The 12,676-nt window shown below is 59.3% G+C and carries 15 protein-coding genes; 9 read left to right on the top strand and 6 right to left on the bottom strand.

Going from position 1 to position 12,676, the window contains the following annotated elements; translation table 11 throughout:
* Positions 1-154: 154 nt before the first annotated feature.
* From yejK to yjeH, 3 genes are all read right to left on the bottom strand, one after another.
* Complete coding sequence (gene yejK, locus BLT86_RS13295) at positions 155-1,162, bottom strand: nucleoid-associated protein YejK (RefSeq protein ID WP_017675235.1); 1,008 nt, start codon at positions 1,160-1,162, stop codon at positions 155-157.
* 192 nt (positions 1,163-1,354) lie between these two features.
* Positions 1,355-2,680 carry a TAXI family TRAP transporter solute-binding subunit gene (locus BLT86_RS13290; protein WP_092377320.1) on the bottom strand — a complete coding sequence of 442 codons (1,326 nt, stop codon included), beginning with the start codon at positions 2,678-2,680 and terminating at the stop codon, positions 1,355-1,357.
* A gap of 111 nt (positions 2,681-2,791) precedes the next feature.
* Complete coding sequence (gene yjeH / locus BLT86_RS13285; protein ID WP_092377317.1) at positions 2,792-4,045, bottom strand: L-methionine/branched-chain amino acid transporter; 1,254 nt, start codon at positions 4,043-4,045, stop codon at positions 2,792-2,794.
* 122 nt (positions 4,046-4,167) lie between these two features.
* Between yjeH and BLT86_RS13280 the strand changes: the two genes are divergently transcribed.
* Positions 4,168-4,587: an Lrp/AsnC family transcriptional regulator gene (locus BLT86_RS13280; RefSeq protein WP_021488701.1), complete on the top strand. Its 420-nt coding sequence runs from the start codon at positions 4,168-4,170 to the stop codon at positions 4,585-4,587.
* A 6-nt stretch (positions 4,588-4,593) separates the two neighbouring features.
* On the opposite strand, the gene BLT86_RS13275 is transcribed toward BLT86_RS13280, so the two are convergent.
* Complete coding sequence (locus tag BLT86_RS13275; RefSeq protein ID WP_092377314.1) at positions 4,594-5,943, bottom strand: APC family permease; 1,350 nt, start codon at positions 5,941-5,943, stop codon at positions 4,594-4,596.
* Positions 5,944-5,946: 3 nt separating this feature from the next.
* Positions 5,947-6,744: a 50S ribosomal protein L11 methyltransferase gene (locus BLT86_RS13270; RefSeq protein ID WP_017675230.1), complete on the bottom strand. Its 798-nt coding sequence runs from the start codon at positions 6,742-6,744 to the stop codon at positions 5,947-5,949.
* A gap of 222 nt (positions 6,745-6,966) precedes the next feature.
* Here BLT86_RS13270 and sbcD point away from each other — a divergent pair, with 222 nt between their 5' ends.
* The gene (gene sbcD, locus BLT86_RS13265) at positions 6,967-8,181 is read left to right on the top strand and encodes an exonuclease subunit SbcD (protein WP_092377311.1); all 1,215 of its coding nucleotides are present in this window, start codon (positions 6,967-6,969) and stop codon (positions 8,179-8,181) included.
* A 71-nt stretch (positions 8,182-8,252) separates the two neighbouring features.
* Here sbcD and BLT86_RS13260 read toward each other — a convergent pair whose 3' ends face one another.
* Positions 8,253-9,215: an integron integrase gene (locus BLT86_RS13260; RefSeq protein WP_092377308.1), complete on the bottom strand. Its 963-nt coding sequence runs from the start codon at positions 9,213-9,215 to the stop codon at positions 8,253-8,255.
* Between the two features lie 229 nt (positions 9,216-9,444).
* On the opposite strand from BLT86_RS13260, the gene BLT86_RS13255 reads away from it, so the two are divergent.
* The 7 genes from BLT86_RS13255 to BLT86_RS13230 all read left to right on the top strand — a co-directional run bounded on the left by BLT86_RS13255 (position 9,445) and on the right by BLT86_RS13230 (position 12,613).
* A complete protein-coding gene (locus tag BLT86_RS13255; protein ID WP_092377305.1) occupies positions 9,445-9,801 on the top strand; it encodes a hypothetical protein in 357 nt (118 codons plus the stop codon).
* Positions 9,802-9,917: 116 nt separating this feature from the next.
* A complete protein-coding gene (locus BLT86_RS13250; RefSeq protein WP_092377302.1) occupies positions 9,918-10,145 on the top strand; it encodes a hypothetical protein in 228 nt (75 codons plus the stop codon).
* A 78-nt stretch (positions 10,146-10,223) separates the two neighbouring features.
* Complete coding sequence (locus BLT86_RS25795) at positions 10,224-10,601, top strand: DUF7674 family protein (RefSeq protein WP_157719680.1); 378 nt, start codon at positions 10,224-10,226, stop codon at positions 10,599-10,601.
* An 89-nt stretch (positions 10,602-10,690) separates the two neighbouring features.
* The gene (locus tag BLT86_RS13245) at positions 10,691-11,044 is read left to right on the top strand and encodes a VOC family protein (RefSeq protein ID WP_092377298.1); all 354 of its coding nucleotides are present in this window, start codon (positions 10,691-10,693) and stop codon (positions 11,042-11,044) included.
* 80 nt (positions 11,045-11,124) lie between these two features.
* Entirely contained in the window at positions 11,125-11,523 is a 399-nt protein-coding gene (locus BLT86_RS13240; RefSeq protein WP_197676062.1) for a hypothetical protein, read from the top strand.
* Between the two features lie 119 nt (positions 11,524-11,642).
* A complete protein-coding gene (locus tag BLT86_RS13235; protein ID WP_092380418.1) occupies positions 11,643-11,918 on the top strand; it encodes a hypothetical protein in 276 nt (91 codons plus the stop codon).
* 89 nt (positions 11,919-12,007) lie between these two features.
* Complete coding sequence (locus tag BLT86_RS13230) at positions 12,008-12,613, top strand: HD domain-containing protein (protein WP_092377294.1); 606 nt, start codon at positions 12,008-12,010, stop codon at positions 12,611-12,613.
* Positions 12,614-12,676 lie beyond the last annotated feature (63 nt).

The raw sequence follows: 12,676 nt of genomic DNA, 5'->3' as shown, positions 1-12,676 counted from the left end.
CATATCAGTCTGTGGGGTAGGCGTAGGTTGGGCCGGGCGGCGATCCGTTTTAGTTTTCGTAGGGTGGGCTTTAGCCCACCGAAATAGAACAGATGGGTCAGGATCGTTTTGGTGGGCTAAAGCGGATCGCCGCCCGGTCCACCCTACAAATGCATCAATCCTGACGACGCTTGAGCTGATCCTTCAACTGGGTCGGCAACTGGCGAATGATCAGCATGTCGCGGCCTTCGTCGTACTCGATCTTGGAACCCAGCAGATGCGCCTCGAAGCTGATCGACAGGCCTTCGGCCCTGCCGGTGAAACGCTGGAATTGGCTCAGGGTACGTTTGTCCGCCGGAAATTCCGGGGCCATGCCGTAGTCCTTGTTGCGGATGTGCTCATAGAAGGCCTTGGGGCGCTCTTCATCGATCAGTCCGGAGAGTTCTTCCAGGGTGATCGGCTCGCCCATCTTGGCCTGGCCGGTAGCGTAGCCGACCAGAGTCTTGGTCTTCTCGCGGGCCTGTTCTTCGGGCAGATCCTCGCTTTCCACGTAATCGCTGAAGGCCTTGAGCAGGGTACGGGTCTCGCCCGGGCCGTCGACGCCTTCCTGGCAGCCGATGAAGTCGCGAAAGTAATCCGAGACCTTCTTGCCGTTCTTGCCCTTGATGAAGGAGATGTACTGCTTGGACTGCTTGTTGTTCTGCCACTCGCTGATGTTGATGCGCGCGGCCAGGTGCAGCTGACCCAGATCCAGGTGCTTGGCCGGGGTCACGTCCAGCGCGTCGGTCACCGCTACGCCTTCACTGTGGTGCAGCAGGGCGATGGCCAGGTAGTCGGTCATGCCCTGCTGGTAATGGGCCAAGAGCACGTGGCCGCCGGTGGAGAGGTTGGATTCTTCCATCAGCTTTTGCAGGTGTTCGACGGCCTGGCGGCTGAAGGCGGTGAAATCCTGCTCGCCGTCGAGATAGGCCTTGAGCCAGCCGCTGAACGGGTAGGCGCCGGATTCTTCGTGGAACAGACCCCAGGCCTTGCCCTGCTTGGCGTTGTAGCTCTCGTTGAGGTCGGCCAGCAGGTTCTCCATGGCTTGCGACGTGGCCAGCTCGCTGTCGCGAGCGTGCAGCACGGCGGGGCTGCCGTCGGGCTTCTTGTCGATCAGGTGGACGATGCAGTGGCGGATCGGCATGGCGGTCTCGTGGGCAAATTCAAACAGGGGCGCAGTTTACCCGAAGCGGGTGATGGATTCTGGTGCGGATACATCTGTGAATGGTGTGGACGTCATGTGGCAAGTCGCGGCTAAAGCCCCTCCCACAGTGCTGGCGCAAGCTATAGGAGGGTATATCCACTGCCGTGGTGGAACGATGAAGCGTGATCCACCCTACGCCTGCCGGCGCCGCTGCAGCACGCGCAGTCGTTCGATCACGTAGCGCACATGCATGTGCAGTTCGTACAACTCGTTGGAGTACGACAGCGGCACATCCACGGCCGCCAGCTCGTCTTCCATCTGCTCCAGGCGTTCGATCTCGCTGTCCAGTTCGTCGGGCAAGGAACCTGCGTGCAGCTTGCGGTCGATCTCGCGCAGGTACTTGTACCAGCGGTAGATGCGTGCGCGGATGCGCCACTGGTAAATCGGGCCGACAGCCTTGAACAGCGGAATCATCACCACGATCAGGGGGATCAGCAGGATGATGTAGCGGTCGGCCAGCGAAGCGATGCGAAACGGCAGGTAGCGCTGCAGGATAGGCAGGCCCTTGTCGTAGTAATGCCCGGCATCCTTGTGCAGCTCGAAGGTGCGCGGCTCGGCGCTGGGAAAGGTGCCTGCGGTATCGAGCAGGGTACCGCCCCGCATCACTTCACGGCTGGCCTCGAGAAACAGCGGCACCAGGCCTGGGTTGAAATCGTCGTTGACTACCAGGGTGGCGACCGGAGACAGGGTGATGATGTCGCGGTCCGGTGCGTTGCTGGCCAGATCCAGCAGGCCTTCACCGACCTTCACCTGATTGAAGAACGGCAGGCGCGCCTCGTAGGCGGCGGCGCGCCGAAAGTGTGCCAGGGCGATGTCCGGGTTGGCCGCCAGTTGCTGCACCAGTGAGTTTTCTGCCGGGCCGACAAAGAATGCTGCATCCAGTTCGCCGGCCATCAACGCGCGGGCAGCTTTGCCACCCCCGATGCTCTGCCAGCTTTCGGGATATTGTTCCGGCTCGATGGCATTGGCGCCGAGGATGGCGTCGCTGGCGGCGCGGGTGCCACTGCCTTCGCCGCCCAGACCGAGGCGCAGTGGCAGCAGGTCGGCAATGCGATCCAGCTCCACGTCACGTCGAAAGAACAGCCACAGCGGTTCCTGATAGATTGCCCCCAGGCTTTCCAGCTGACGCTGCTCCTCGGCTGTCAGCTGGCGCTCCAGGCCGCTCTGCACCAAGGCGATCTCCACTTGCGGATCGTTGGCCAGCAGGCGTTGCAGGTTGTCGCGCGAGCCCGAGGTCGGTACCAGATTCAGCTCGAAACCTTCCTTGGCCAGTTCTTCCTTCAGGCGTTCGGCGAACTGCTGGTAGGCGCCCCCTTGGGCGCCGGTGGCCATGCTGGCGCTCATCGGCGGTGGCGGCGCGACGAACTGGAACAGTGCCCAGACCAGACCAGCCACCACCGGGACTATCCACAGGTTGGCCAGAATCATGATTTTCAGGTCATTGAGTACGCGGCGCATGGGGCTTCCTTTCAGCGAGTTCAGGGTAAGGATAGAACCCCATACGCCTCACGGTCACCCTGGAGGGTGGATGACACTCTTTCATCCACCATCAGGTTCGCGGTGGATCGATTACGCCAGCGCCTTGTGCCTTGCACGCAGATGACTGCACAGCAGCAGGGCGGCGAGCAGCCCCAAGGCATACAGCGCATCGCTGCCAAGCATCGCCAGTACCGCGGCACAGAGCAGCCCACTGAGCCCGGCCAGCAGGCGCCAGATGCCACTGAGCAGCACCCAGCCGGCGGTCATGCTCAGCAGGTAGATCAACACGAAGTTGCCGTTGGCGTAGCGGATCAAATCGTCCACCGACAGGTTCAAGGTGGCCGAGAGCATGGCGCACAGCGCGCAGCTGATCACCACCAGCAGCAAGGCTCTGCCGGGTACGCCCTGGCGGTTGCGCACGGCCAGCCTGGCCGGCAGACGGCCTTCATCGGCCAGGCTCCAGATCAGCCGGGCGAAGCCCTGGATGTACACGTTCATCGAGGCGAAGCAGGCCAGGTAACCGAGCACCGCTACCAGGACACGGGCGCGCTCGCCCAGCAGTTGCTCGAACAGACGCGGCAGGGCGGTGGTGTCGCTGTGCACGTCACCGTAAGTGGCAAAGCTCAGCACCGCGACCGAGCAGGCCCAGTACACCAGGCCGGCCAGCACCACGCCGAGCAACAGCGCCAATGGGAAGTCGCGCTCGGGGTGTTTGAACTCCTCGCCCAGGTGGGTGAAGGCCTCGATGCCGACGAAGCACCAGAACATCACCCCCAGCGCCGTCGGCAGCAGGTGCCACTGGCCGTCCATTGCCGGCAGCAGCGGTTGGCTGGCGCGCGGCAGATCACCGACCCACCAGATCAGCGCCACGCTGGCGACGATGGCCAAGGCAATCAGCCCCTGCAGCATGCCCGATGCTTTCGGTGGACGCTGACCGAGCAGGAGGATGGCGCCCAGCGTGGCCAGTTCGATGAGCAGCAGGTCGGTGCGATCGAGATCGAACAGCGCCAGCCAGAAACCGCTGGCGATATGCAGCGCAGCGGGCAGACCGACCGGCAACACGGCAAGGAACAGCAGGGCGCTGACCCCTTCCATGCGCAGGCCGAAGGCGCGGCCGATCAGGTGCGGCGCGCCGCCAGCGTGAGGGAAGCGCTTGCCCAACTGGGCGAAGGTGAACGCCACCGGCAGCACCAGGGCAATCAGGATCATCCATGCCCACAGCGACGCTTCGCCGGCTGCCGTGGCTGCCAGCGCCGGCACCACGAAAATGCCGGTGCCGAGCAGCGAGGTGCTGAGCAGGGCGATGCCCTGCAGCAGGCCCAATTCCTTGTTCAATCGACTCATGGGGTATGCTCATCATTTTCCAGATACCGCCATGGTAGGGCGCCGGCCAGTTGCAGGCTGTCGCCTTTTGCCGACGAAATGGCGGTTTTCACCGTCAATCCGATTGCCGCCCGAGAAGCCCCGTGGACAAGTTCGATCGCCAGATCCTCGCTCTGCTGCGCAGCGATGCGCGCACCTCCGTCAGCCAGATCGCCCGTGAGGTCAACCTGTCACGTTCGGCGGTCAGCGAGCGGATTCGCTACCTGGAGAACAGCGGGGTGATTCGCGGTTATCACGCGCAGGTGGCCGAGCCGGGCGAGGCGGGCGTGAAGGCCTTTCTCGAACTCTTCTATCAGGGCCGCCGCTGCGAGGACTACGTCGAGCGCATGCGCGCCCTGCCCGAGGTGCGTCACTGCAGCGGCATCAGTGGGGAAACCGACATGCTGGTGTTCATCGAAGCCCCGAGCATGACGCGCCTGAGCGAGGTGCGCGGTGCCATCGAGGCGTTCCCCGGCATGCAGAAGGTCAAGACCCATGTGGTGGTCAAGGACTGGGCAATGTAGTGCTGCTCACTCGGCGTGTTCGCCCTGCTCGACGGCTTGCGGGCGCTGCAGGGCCAGCAACGGCAGGCCGGCACCGAGCACCAGCAGACCCAGCAACGCGCCGCTGCCGGCATACAGCGTGCTGGAATACAGCAGACCGAGGCAGGTGGCGGCGAACAGGATCGGCGTCAGCGGATACAGCGGCACGCTGAATGGCCGCCGTACCCAAGGTTGCCTTTGGCGCAGGCGAATCAGCGCCAGCGCGACGAGAAACATGAACAGCCAGAACACCGGCGCGGTGTAGGCCACCATGGTTTGTACGCCGTTCGTACTCAGGGCACCGAACAGGATCAGCGGCAGGGTAAGCGCGCACTGCAGCAGCAAGGCGCGTACCGGGGTGGCGCCGCGTTCGTTCCAGCGACCGATGAATGCCAGTTGCGGCACATCGCGGCCCAGCGCGTAGTAGACCCGCGCACCGGTGAACAGCGTGGCGTTCAAGGTACTTAGTGCGGTCAGGCAGACGAACACTGCCAGCATGGCCTCGGCCCATGGCCCGGCGACGATGTTCATCAGGTCCGCCGCCACGGCATCGCTCTGGCGCAGGCCGTCGAGGCCGAAGATATTGAGAAAGACCAGGTTCGCCAGCAGGTATATGGCTGTCACCAATGCCGTGCCAATCAGCAGCACGCGACTCATGTTGCGCGCCGGGTTGCGCAACTCACCGGACAGGTAGGCCGCCTCGTTCCAGCCGCCATAGGTGAGCAACACGAAGACCATACCCATGCCCAGCATCGCCGCCAGGTTGCCGCCGGCAGGTGCGGCGCTGGCGGTATGCGGCTGCGGTTCGGCCAGCACCAGGCCGACCAGCACCACCAGCAGCAGGGCCAGCACTGTCACGCTGGTGAAGAACAGCTGGGCGCGTCGCGATTCACGCGTGCCCAGCACATTGAGCAGAGTCAGCGCCACCACCACCAGAGCGGCGTGCCAGGCGCTGCCATAGTCTCCAAGCGGCAGCAGGCGCTGGGCATAGTCACCGTAGATGAACGCGACCACGGCGATGGCGCCGGTCTGGATCACCGTACCGCGCGCCCAGGCGAACAGCAGGCCGACCTGCGGACCCCAGGCCAGGCTCAGATAATGGTATTCGCCGCCCTGGTCCGGATGTGCCGCACCCAGCTCGCCGTAACACAGCGCGCCGATCAGCATCACCAGACCGCCGACCAGCCACAGGGCCAGATACAGCTCGGCGCTGCTGGCATGCTGCGCCACCAGCGGCGGCAGGCCGAAAATGCCGACACCGATCACCACGCCGACCAGCATGGCAACGGCATCGATCACCGACAGCCCGGCGCGCTGCGAGGACCCTAGCGATGTCATGGCTTAGCTCCTGCGCGCGACCCAACCCTGCTGTGCACCATCGGCCGGCACCGCCTCGATACGGTCACCGTTGAGCTGGCCGACATACAGCCTGTCGTCGAAGGTGAAGCGCAGCTCGTTGCCTTTCAACTGGCCGCTGAGCACGTCGGGCTGGCCGTCGACCTTGCCAACCACCTTCTGGAAGCGCTGATCGAGTTCGACCTGATGATTCCGGCCATCGAGCTCGAGAGTCCACTGACCCGCGACCTTGGCTGGCACGATCCACAGAAACACTGAACTGCCATTGATCACATCGCTCTGATCAGGCTCCCAGTCGCCGAGGTTGAAGGCGTGCGACACCACCCGAGTACCGGGCTTGAGGGTGTCGAGAATCACCGGACGCAGGCGCATGTTGACCGTGGAGAGCAGGTACATGGTCAGCACGTCGGCCTCGGAAATATCCTTCTGGAACAGGTCACCCTGCTCGAACGTGACCTTGTCCGCCACGCCCTCGCGTTCGGCGTTCTCCTGCGCCTCGCTGATGCGTTCAGGGTCCAGGTCGATGCCGTAGGCCGCTCTGGCGCCGTGGTCCTGCACGGCGGAGATGGCGATGCGGCCATCGCCCGAGCCCAGGTCGATGACATAGTCGTCCGGGCCGATTTCGGCCAGCTGGAGCATATGCGCCACCACAGGCTCTGGTGTGGGCACATAAGGGACGTCGAGTCTGGGCGGTTGGGCCTGCGCGGGGCCAACCACCAGGCTGGCCAACAAGCCGACGGGGAGGGTGAAGGAGGCGAAGCTACGAACGGATAGAGCGCTCATCGGGAAAATCTCCTCACGGGTGGCGATTTTTTTCCGACTGGTGAGCGGGGGCTAGGTTCGTACCGATGTGCAGCAGGATCGTGCAAGAACGCCCTTCAGGCCACTAACCGCAGCGCCTGCGGCTGTGTAACCGGATGTGATCGGTCTATCCGTTACTGCGGCATTGCCAGCCTGCGGGCGCGCAGGCACTGTAGGCGGGTTTTTCGCTTTGGTCGTTTTCGCATGCGCATCCTGCACACCTCCGACTGGCATCTGGGCCAGCATTTCATGGGCAAGACTCGGCAGGCCGAGCACCAGGCCTTTTGCGCCTGGCTGCTGGAGCAGGTGCGTGTGCACGACGTGGACGTGCTGCTGATCGCCGGCGACGTGTTCGACACCGGCGCACCGCCCAGTTACGCCCGCGAGCAGTACTACCGGCTGGTGGTGGAGCTGCGCGACGCCGGCTGCGCACTGGTGGTGCTCGGCGGCAACCACGACTCACCGGCCATGCTCGGTGAAAGCCGCAGCCTGCTGGCGCAACTGGGCACCCAGGTGGTGCCGAGCGTGGGCGTCGATCTGGCCGAACAGGTACTGGTGCTCAATGATCGTACTGGCCAGCCGGGCGTCGTTCTCTGTGCCATTCCCTTCATTCGCCCGCGCGACGTACTCGCCAGCCAGGCGGGGCAGAGCGCGCAGGACAAACAGCAGTCGTTGCAGCAAGCCATCGCCGAGCATTACCGGGCACTGTACGAGCTGGCGGCGAGCAAGCGTGACGAGCTGGGCCTGACGCTACCGATCATCGCCACCGGTCACCTCACCACGGTTGGCGCCAGCGCCAGTGAGTCGGTGCGCGAGATCTACGTCGGCAGCCTGGAAGCCTTCCCCACCAGCGCCTTCCCGCCGGCGGACTACATCGCCCTTGGCCATATCCACCGCCCGCAGAAGGTCGGCGGCCTGGAGCATATCCGCTACAGCGGCTCGCCGATTGCCCTGTCCTTCGACGAGGCACGTCAGCAGAAGGAAGTCCTGTTGCTGACGTTCGAAGGCGCCACCTTGCAATCGATCACGCCACTACCCGTGCCGGTGTTCCAGCCCATGGCCAGCCTGCGCGGCTCGCTCAAGGAACTGGCCGGCGCCATCGCCGAGGTAGCTGCTCAGGGCACGCCCGAGCGGCCCGTATGGCTGGAAGTGCAAGTGAGCACTGACGACTACCTGAGCGACCTGCAAAGCCGCATCAACGCTCTGTGCGAAGGGCATCCCGTGGAGGTGCTGCGCATCCGCCGTGAGCGCGGCAACGCCATGGCCAGTCTGGCCAGCGAAGCGCGGGAAACGCTGGACGAGCTGAGCGTGGAAGACGTCTTCGCCCGCCGCCTGCAGCAGGAGACATTGGAAGAAGAGGATGCCCAGCGCCTGCAGGGTTTGTATCGGCAGGTGCTGGAGGCGCTGCCCAAGGCTTAGCTGCAAGCCTCCGTAGCCCGGATGCAATCCGGGGGTGCCGTCGCGACAATCCGGCTAAGTGCTTGCCGCGCTCACCCCAGCGGGCTGACTACACCGGCAAAGCCCTGTCCCAGCACATGCGTATAAATCTGCGTCGTACGTATATCCGCATGCCCCAGTAGCGTCTGCACTGTGCGGATATCGCTCCCCCGACGCAGTAGCTCGGTGGCGAAACTGTGGCGAAAGGTATGGCAACTGGCAGGCTTGTGCAGGTTGGATTGCCGCACGGCATGTCTGACAGCTTTCTGAATGGCACTGACATGAAGGTGATGACGAACGATCTGCCCGTCCTCATCCGTGCAAAGCCCGGTCGACGGGAACAGCCACTGCCACTCGAAGGAACATCCGGCCTTGGGGTATTTGCGACGTAGCGCAAATGGCAGGCTGACGGGGGCGTGATAGAAACTGTACCGCTGCTTCCAGGCGCGGAACATCCGCTCTCTGCGCTCCAGCAGCGGCGTGATCAAGGGCGCTGGCAGAAGTGTCGTTCGGTCTTTGGCGCCTTTGCCGTCGTGAATGGTGATGACCTGCTTATCGAAATCCATATCCTTGATACGCAAACGTGCAGCTTCCACCACTCGCAAGCCAGCGCCGTACATCAACGAAGCCAGTAGTTGATGTGGTTGGCCAAGCCTGGCAATGAGCGCTGTGGCTTCCTCATGCGTAAGTACACAGGGAATATGTGCCGAGCGTTTTGCGCGCACCACCTCACCCACTTGCCGGAGGGGTTGTTGCAAGACCTTGTCGTATAGGAAAACTAGCGCATTGAGTGCCAGATTCTGGGTGGCGGCAGCTACCTGGCGCTCAACTGCTAGCCAGGTGAGAAAAGCATTGACCTCGGTAGCACCAAGCTCCAGTGGATGGCGCAGTTTATGGAAACGGATGAAATAGCGAATCCAGTACCAGTAGGACTTTTCTGTGCGGATGCTGTAATGATGCAAGCGTATCACCGCCCTGAACTGCTCTTGCAGGCGAGGTTTGCTGGAGGTTTCCATGGCCGACTCCTTGGCTGTGTTTTTGTACAGTGGTAATGGTAGAGCAAAAAGAGGAAGTCAAGCGAATACGTCCGGATATCAGGAGCTGGTTTGTAATACCATGATTTGAAAAGAATTTTTCAGGGCGGCGATGACGATAGTGCGGAGTTAGATAGAAGGCTCTACTATCGGATTAGTACCGCCTTCCATCTAATCACTGTTATACAAACATGCTGAACAAGGAGATCACATGAAAGTCACAGCACTTACGCTTCTAATCCTGCAAATCAACAGTCTGATTGACTCCGGAAAATATAACGACATCACTATTTCCGAAGTACATGAAGCCATTGAATCTCAAGGATTACTGCGTTTCATCAAAAAAAGATGCGGCTCGGATATAGATCTAAGCATTCACCTAGAAAGTACTGCTTATGGCAATTTTGAGAAATTCTATGAAGAACGAATCAATCAAATTTATGGCGGCTATGCCGGAGATGAGGGCCGTAAATGGGGCGTTAAAAACCTCGGTCTCTGCCTTGTTCTAGCCTGGACAAACGAAATCATACAATGGGGCGAAGGCCTAGAACTCTCTAATCGGGGCTAGTTCGTATAACAATGCGCTCAAATCGCTCACTTCGTTCGCTGGGACGGGCTAAAGCCCGCCCCTTAGCTTAATCGTTATGTACATTTAGCTAGTTCAGAGTAAGGAAACACGGACAGATGAATTACTCCACTGGCGAAGTAGTAGAAATCGGTGACTCGGTAGCGTTGGAATACGGTAAAACGCCTGGTGTTGTGCAGGTCGTCATTGAGACCCCGCAACAAATTGAGGAGTGGGCGCTAGATGAACCAGGAATAATGGTTGAGGCAGAACCATTTGGATGGGTTTTCTGGCCTGCATCCGAAACCTACGACCCCGTAATATTTATCGCGCGGAAATGCACATAACAACTGGTTCAAACCGTTCGCTTCGCTCACTGGGACGGGCTAAAGCCCGCCCCTTAACCAAACGTTAGAGCTAAAAGCATGGAAGCACCCCTAGACCTATACAACTTTGTCAGATCAAACTTCCCAGAAATTACCGCCAAAGCTGACCGTGAGCACATTCGGCTTTGGGGCGAGCTAGACCCGGAGTTTGCATATTCTTGGTTTGGCAGTTTGGCTAATGCTCTGAATTCAGAAATGTGCAAAGGCACAAATCACGAGAGCCACTCGAAGCTATTCATATTCATCAGTAACAGTCTTGAAAATTGCACAAAAGAAATTTATAACTGCATTGATGTTTCGTTTACTGAAAATTTGTTCTGGCAGGTTCCAAGTGAAAAAGCAGCTCCCTACTGGCACGCCCTGCCTGAACCACTCAAAGAGCTATATTTAGGTTTCCATCGGCGTGCACCGCTCTAACAAATGGTTCAAATCGCTCGCTTCGCTCACTCGGGACCGGCTAAAGCCGGCCCCTTAACCAAACGTTATGCAGAAGGACATCGCAGTAGATGCTGAAGAAATTTGATTCAACAGTTTATTTTGTAGAAGACATACACAGCGCGGCCAAATGGTATGCGGATCTCGTTGGAGTCGAGGTGAAATATGAAAACGAGATGTATGCTTACATCGAGACCGGTGATATTAAAATCGGCTTTCATCCAGAGGACAGAAAGTCCTGCAGTGGCATAGCCGGTCAAACGACCTATTGGCGTGTTGATTCATTGGGCGTTTCAATCGACATTCTAGCTGGCAAAGGCGCCAAGCTGTATAGAGGGCCGGTTAAAACGTCGCTAAATGAGCATGCATGTATTCTGATTGATCCGTTTGGCAATACTCTTGGTTTAATCTGTGATAATGCATAACAAGCACAGCCAGTGCGACATTTATTCCGGCGCTCGTTTTGTGCCAGAAAAAGCCTGGCACAAAACAATCACCTACATAAATGCGCCTGCTGTGGGCGTTATATGCTGATCTAGACATGAAATATAAAAACATAAAATCAGCAATCCACAATTTCGGGCACAGCTTTGTAAGCTCAATGAACTATGTCGACCATGATTTCGTTGCCGATGAAATTGGGAAGATTCACAAGAAAGGCTATGACATTGAAATAAACTGGCTTGCAAGGGAGTTCAGGCCCACTAAGCTTGAGTCAGAGAGAATAAAAAAATCAATTGGTTGTTGGGGTGACAACCTAAAGAAACATTGTGCATCCCATAGCGTCAATCTGGAAAATCTATGTTCTTTATCGTTTGTCTGGCAGGCAGGTCAAAGTAAATATATGTTTGCCATTGACGACAAAGGCACAGAACACAAAATTTACATCAATGAAGCGCCGTGATACGCATATAACAATTGGTTCAAACCGTTCGCTTCGCTCACTGGGACGGGCTAAATCCCGCCCTTAACCAAGTACTATACATATTTAGTATTTTTACTCAGCTAGAGATGGGGCTGGAAATGAAAAGTAAAGTAAAGCGATCAAAGTTACAGAGGGTATTTAATTCACTTTGCGCGGCCTTGCTTATGAGCTCTGCAATTTACCTCATGGTTATGGGCATCAGCTCCGTTGCTATGGCAGCCATAGCTATTTCCGTTGCTGGAGCAGCTGTACTTCCTGTTCAGAGCAGTGAGGGACTTCTGGAGGTGATAACCGGCACCGTTGAGGCTATGATCGACGGAGTTCTAGCAATTATCGAAGGTATAGCAAGTGCAATCGCTAGCTTGTTCAGTTAGAAATGGAGAGCAACTAGTTCAAACCCCTCGCTTCGCTCACTGGCACTGGCTAAAGCCCGTCCCTTAACCAAACGCTATCGGGCCTCTGAATGACTCTTCTCCCATCATCCTGGGCCAGCGTCTGGCCAGATCTCGGCCTACAGCCTCCGCCTGGTCTGTTCGAGCAACTCGTTCGTGCCTACGAGCAGCCGCAGCGGCACTATCATTCGCTGCAGCATCTGCGCGAATGCCTGATGCATTTCGAGCAGGCGCGGCATCTGGCGCAGCAGCCGGGGGAGGTGGCCATCGCGCTCTGGTTCCATGACGCCATCTACGACGTGCGCGGCAAGGATAACGAGCGCCTGAGTGCAGATTGGGCCATCCGGGTGCTGGCGAGCTGTCAGGCCAGCCAGGCGACGTTGGCGCGGGTCGAACGACTGATCATGGTCACCCGGCATGATGCGACGCCGAACGAGCCGGATGAGCAGTTGCTGGTGGATATCGACTTGGCCATTCTCGGCGCCACGCCGGAGCGTTTCGCCGAGTACGACGCCCAGGTGCGTGCCGAGTACGCCTGGGTGCCGGGCTTTGTCTACCGAATGAAGCGGCGCAGCGTTCTCCAGTCATTTCTGGCGCGCTCGATGATCTACAGCACTGATCATTTCAGGGCGCGCTACGAGGCACAGGCTCGGGTCAATCTGGCTGGCGTGATTTGACAGGAGATTGAGCGAGGTCTGCATCGCATTCGCCGCGACAAGCGTTCTATGCTGTGAATAGTG

Origin of the sequence: Pseudomonas sihuiensis, assembly GCF_900106015.1 — a bacterium.
Classification (GTDB): Bacteria; Pseudomonadota; Gammaproteobacteria; order Pseudomonadales; family Pseudomonadaceae; genus Aquipseudomonas; species Aquipseudomonas sihuiensis.
Note: the sequence above shows the minus strand (reverse complement) of the source record. Positions and strands in the feature narration are given on the sequence as shown.

Coding starts and splice junctions, on each gene's coding strand:
- yejK (WP_017675235.1), bottom strand. CDS start 1,162: ATGCCGATCCGCCACTGCATCGTCCACCTGATCGACAAGAAGCCCGAC.
- BLT86_RS13290 (WP_092377320.1), bottom strand. CDS start 2,680: ATGCGCCGCGTACTCAATGACCTGAAAATCATGATTCTGGCCAACCTG.
- yjeH (WP_092377317.1), bottom strand. CDS start 4,045: ATGAGTCGATTGAACAAGGAATTGGGCCTGCTGCAGGGCATCGCCCTG.
- BLT86_RS13275 (WP_092377314.1), bottom strand. CDS start 5,943: ATGACATCGCTAGGGTCCTCGCAGCGCGCCGGGCTGTCGGTGATCGAT.
- BLT86_RS13270 (WP_017675230.1), bottom strand. CDS start 6,744: ATGAGCGCTCTATCCGTTCGTAGCTTCGCCTCCTTCACCCTCCCCGTC.
- sbcD (WP_092377311.1), top strand. CDS start 6,967: ATGCGCATCCTGCACACCTCCGACTGGCATCTGGGCCAGCATTTCATG.
- BLT86_RS13260 (WP_092377308.1), bottom strand. CDS start 9,215: ATGGAAACCTCCAGCAAACCTCGCCTGCAAGAGCAGTTCAGGGCGGTG.
- BLT86_RS13255 (WP_092377305.1), top strand. CDS start 9,445: ATGAAAGTCACAGCACTTACGCTTCTAATCCTGCAAATCAACAGTCTG.
- BLT86_RS13250 (WP_092377302.1), top strand. CDS start 9,918: ATGAATTACTCCACTGGCGAAGTAGTAGAAATCGGTGACTCGGTAGCG.
- BLT86_RS25795 (WP_157719680.1), top strand. CDS start 10,224: ATGGAAGCACCCCTAGACCTATACAACTTTGTCAGATCAAACTTCCCA.
- BLT86_RS13245 (WP_092377298.1), top strand. CDS start 10,691: ATGCTGAAGAAATTTGATTCAACAGTTTATTTTGTAGAAGACATACAC.
- BLT86_RS13240 (WP_197676062.1), top strand. CDS start 11,125: ATGCGCCTGCTGTGGGCGTTATATGCTGATCTAGACATGAAATATAAA.
- BLT86_RS13235 (WP_092380418.1), top strand. CDS start 11,643: ATGAAAAGTAAAGTAAAGCGATCAAAGTTACAGAGGGTATTTAATTCA.
- BLT86_RS13230 (WP_092377294.1), top strand. CDS start 12,008: ATGACTCTTCTCCCATCATCCTGGGCCAGCGTCTGGCCAGATCTCGGC.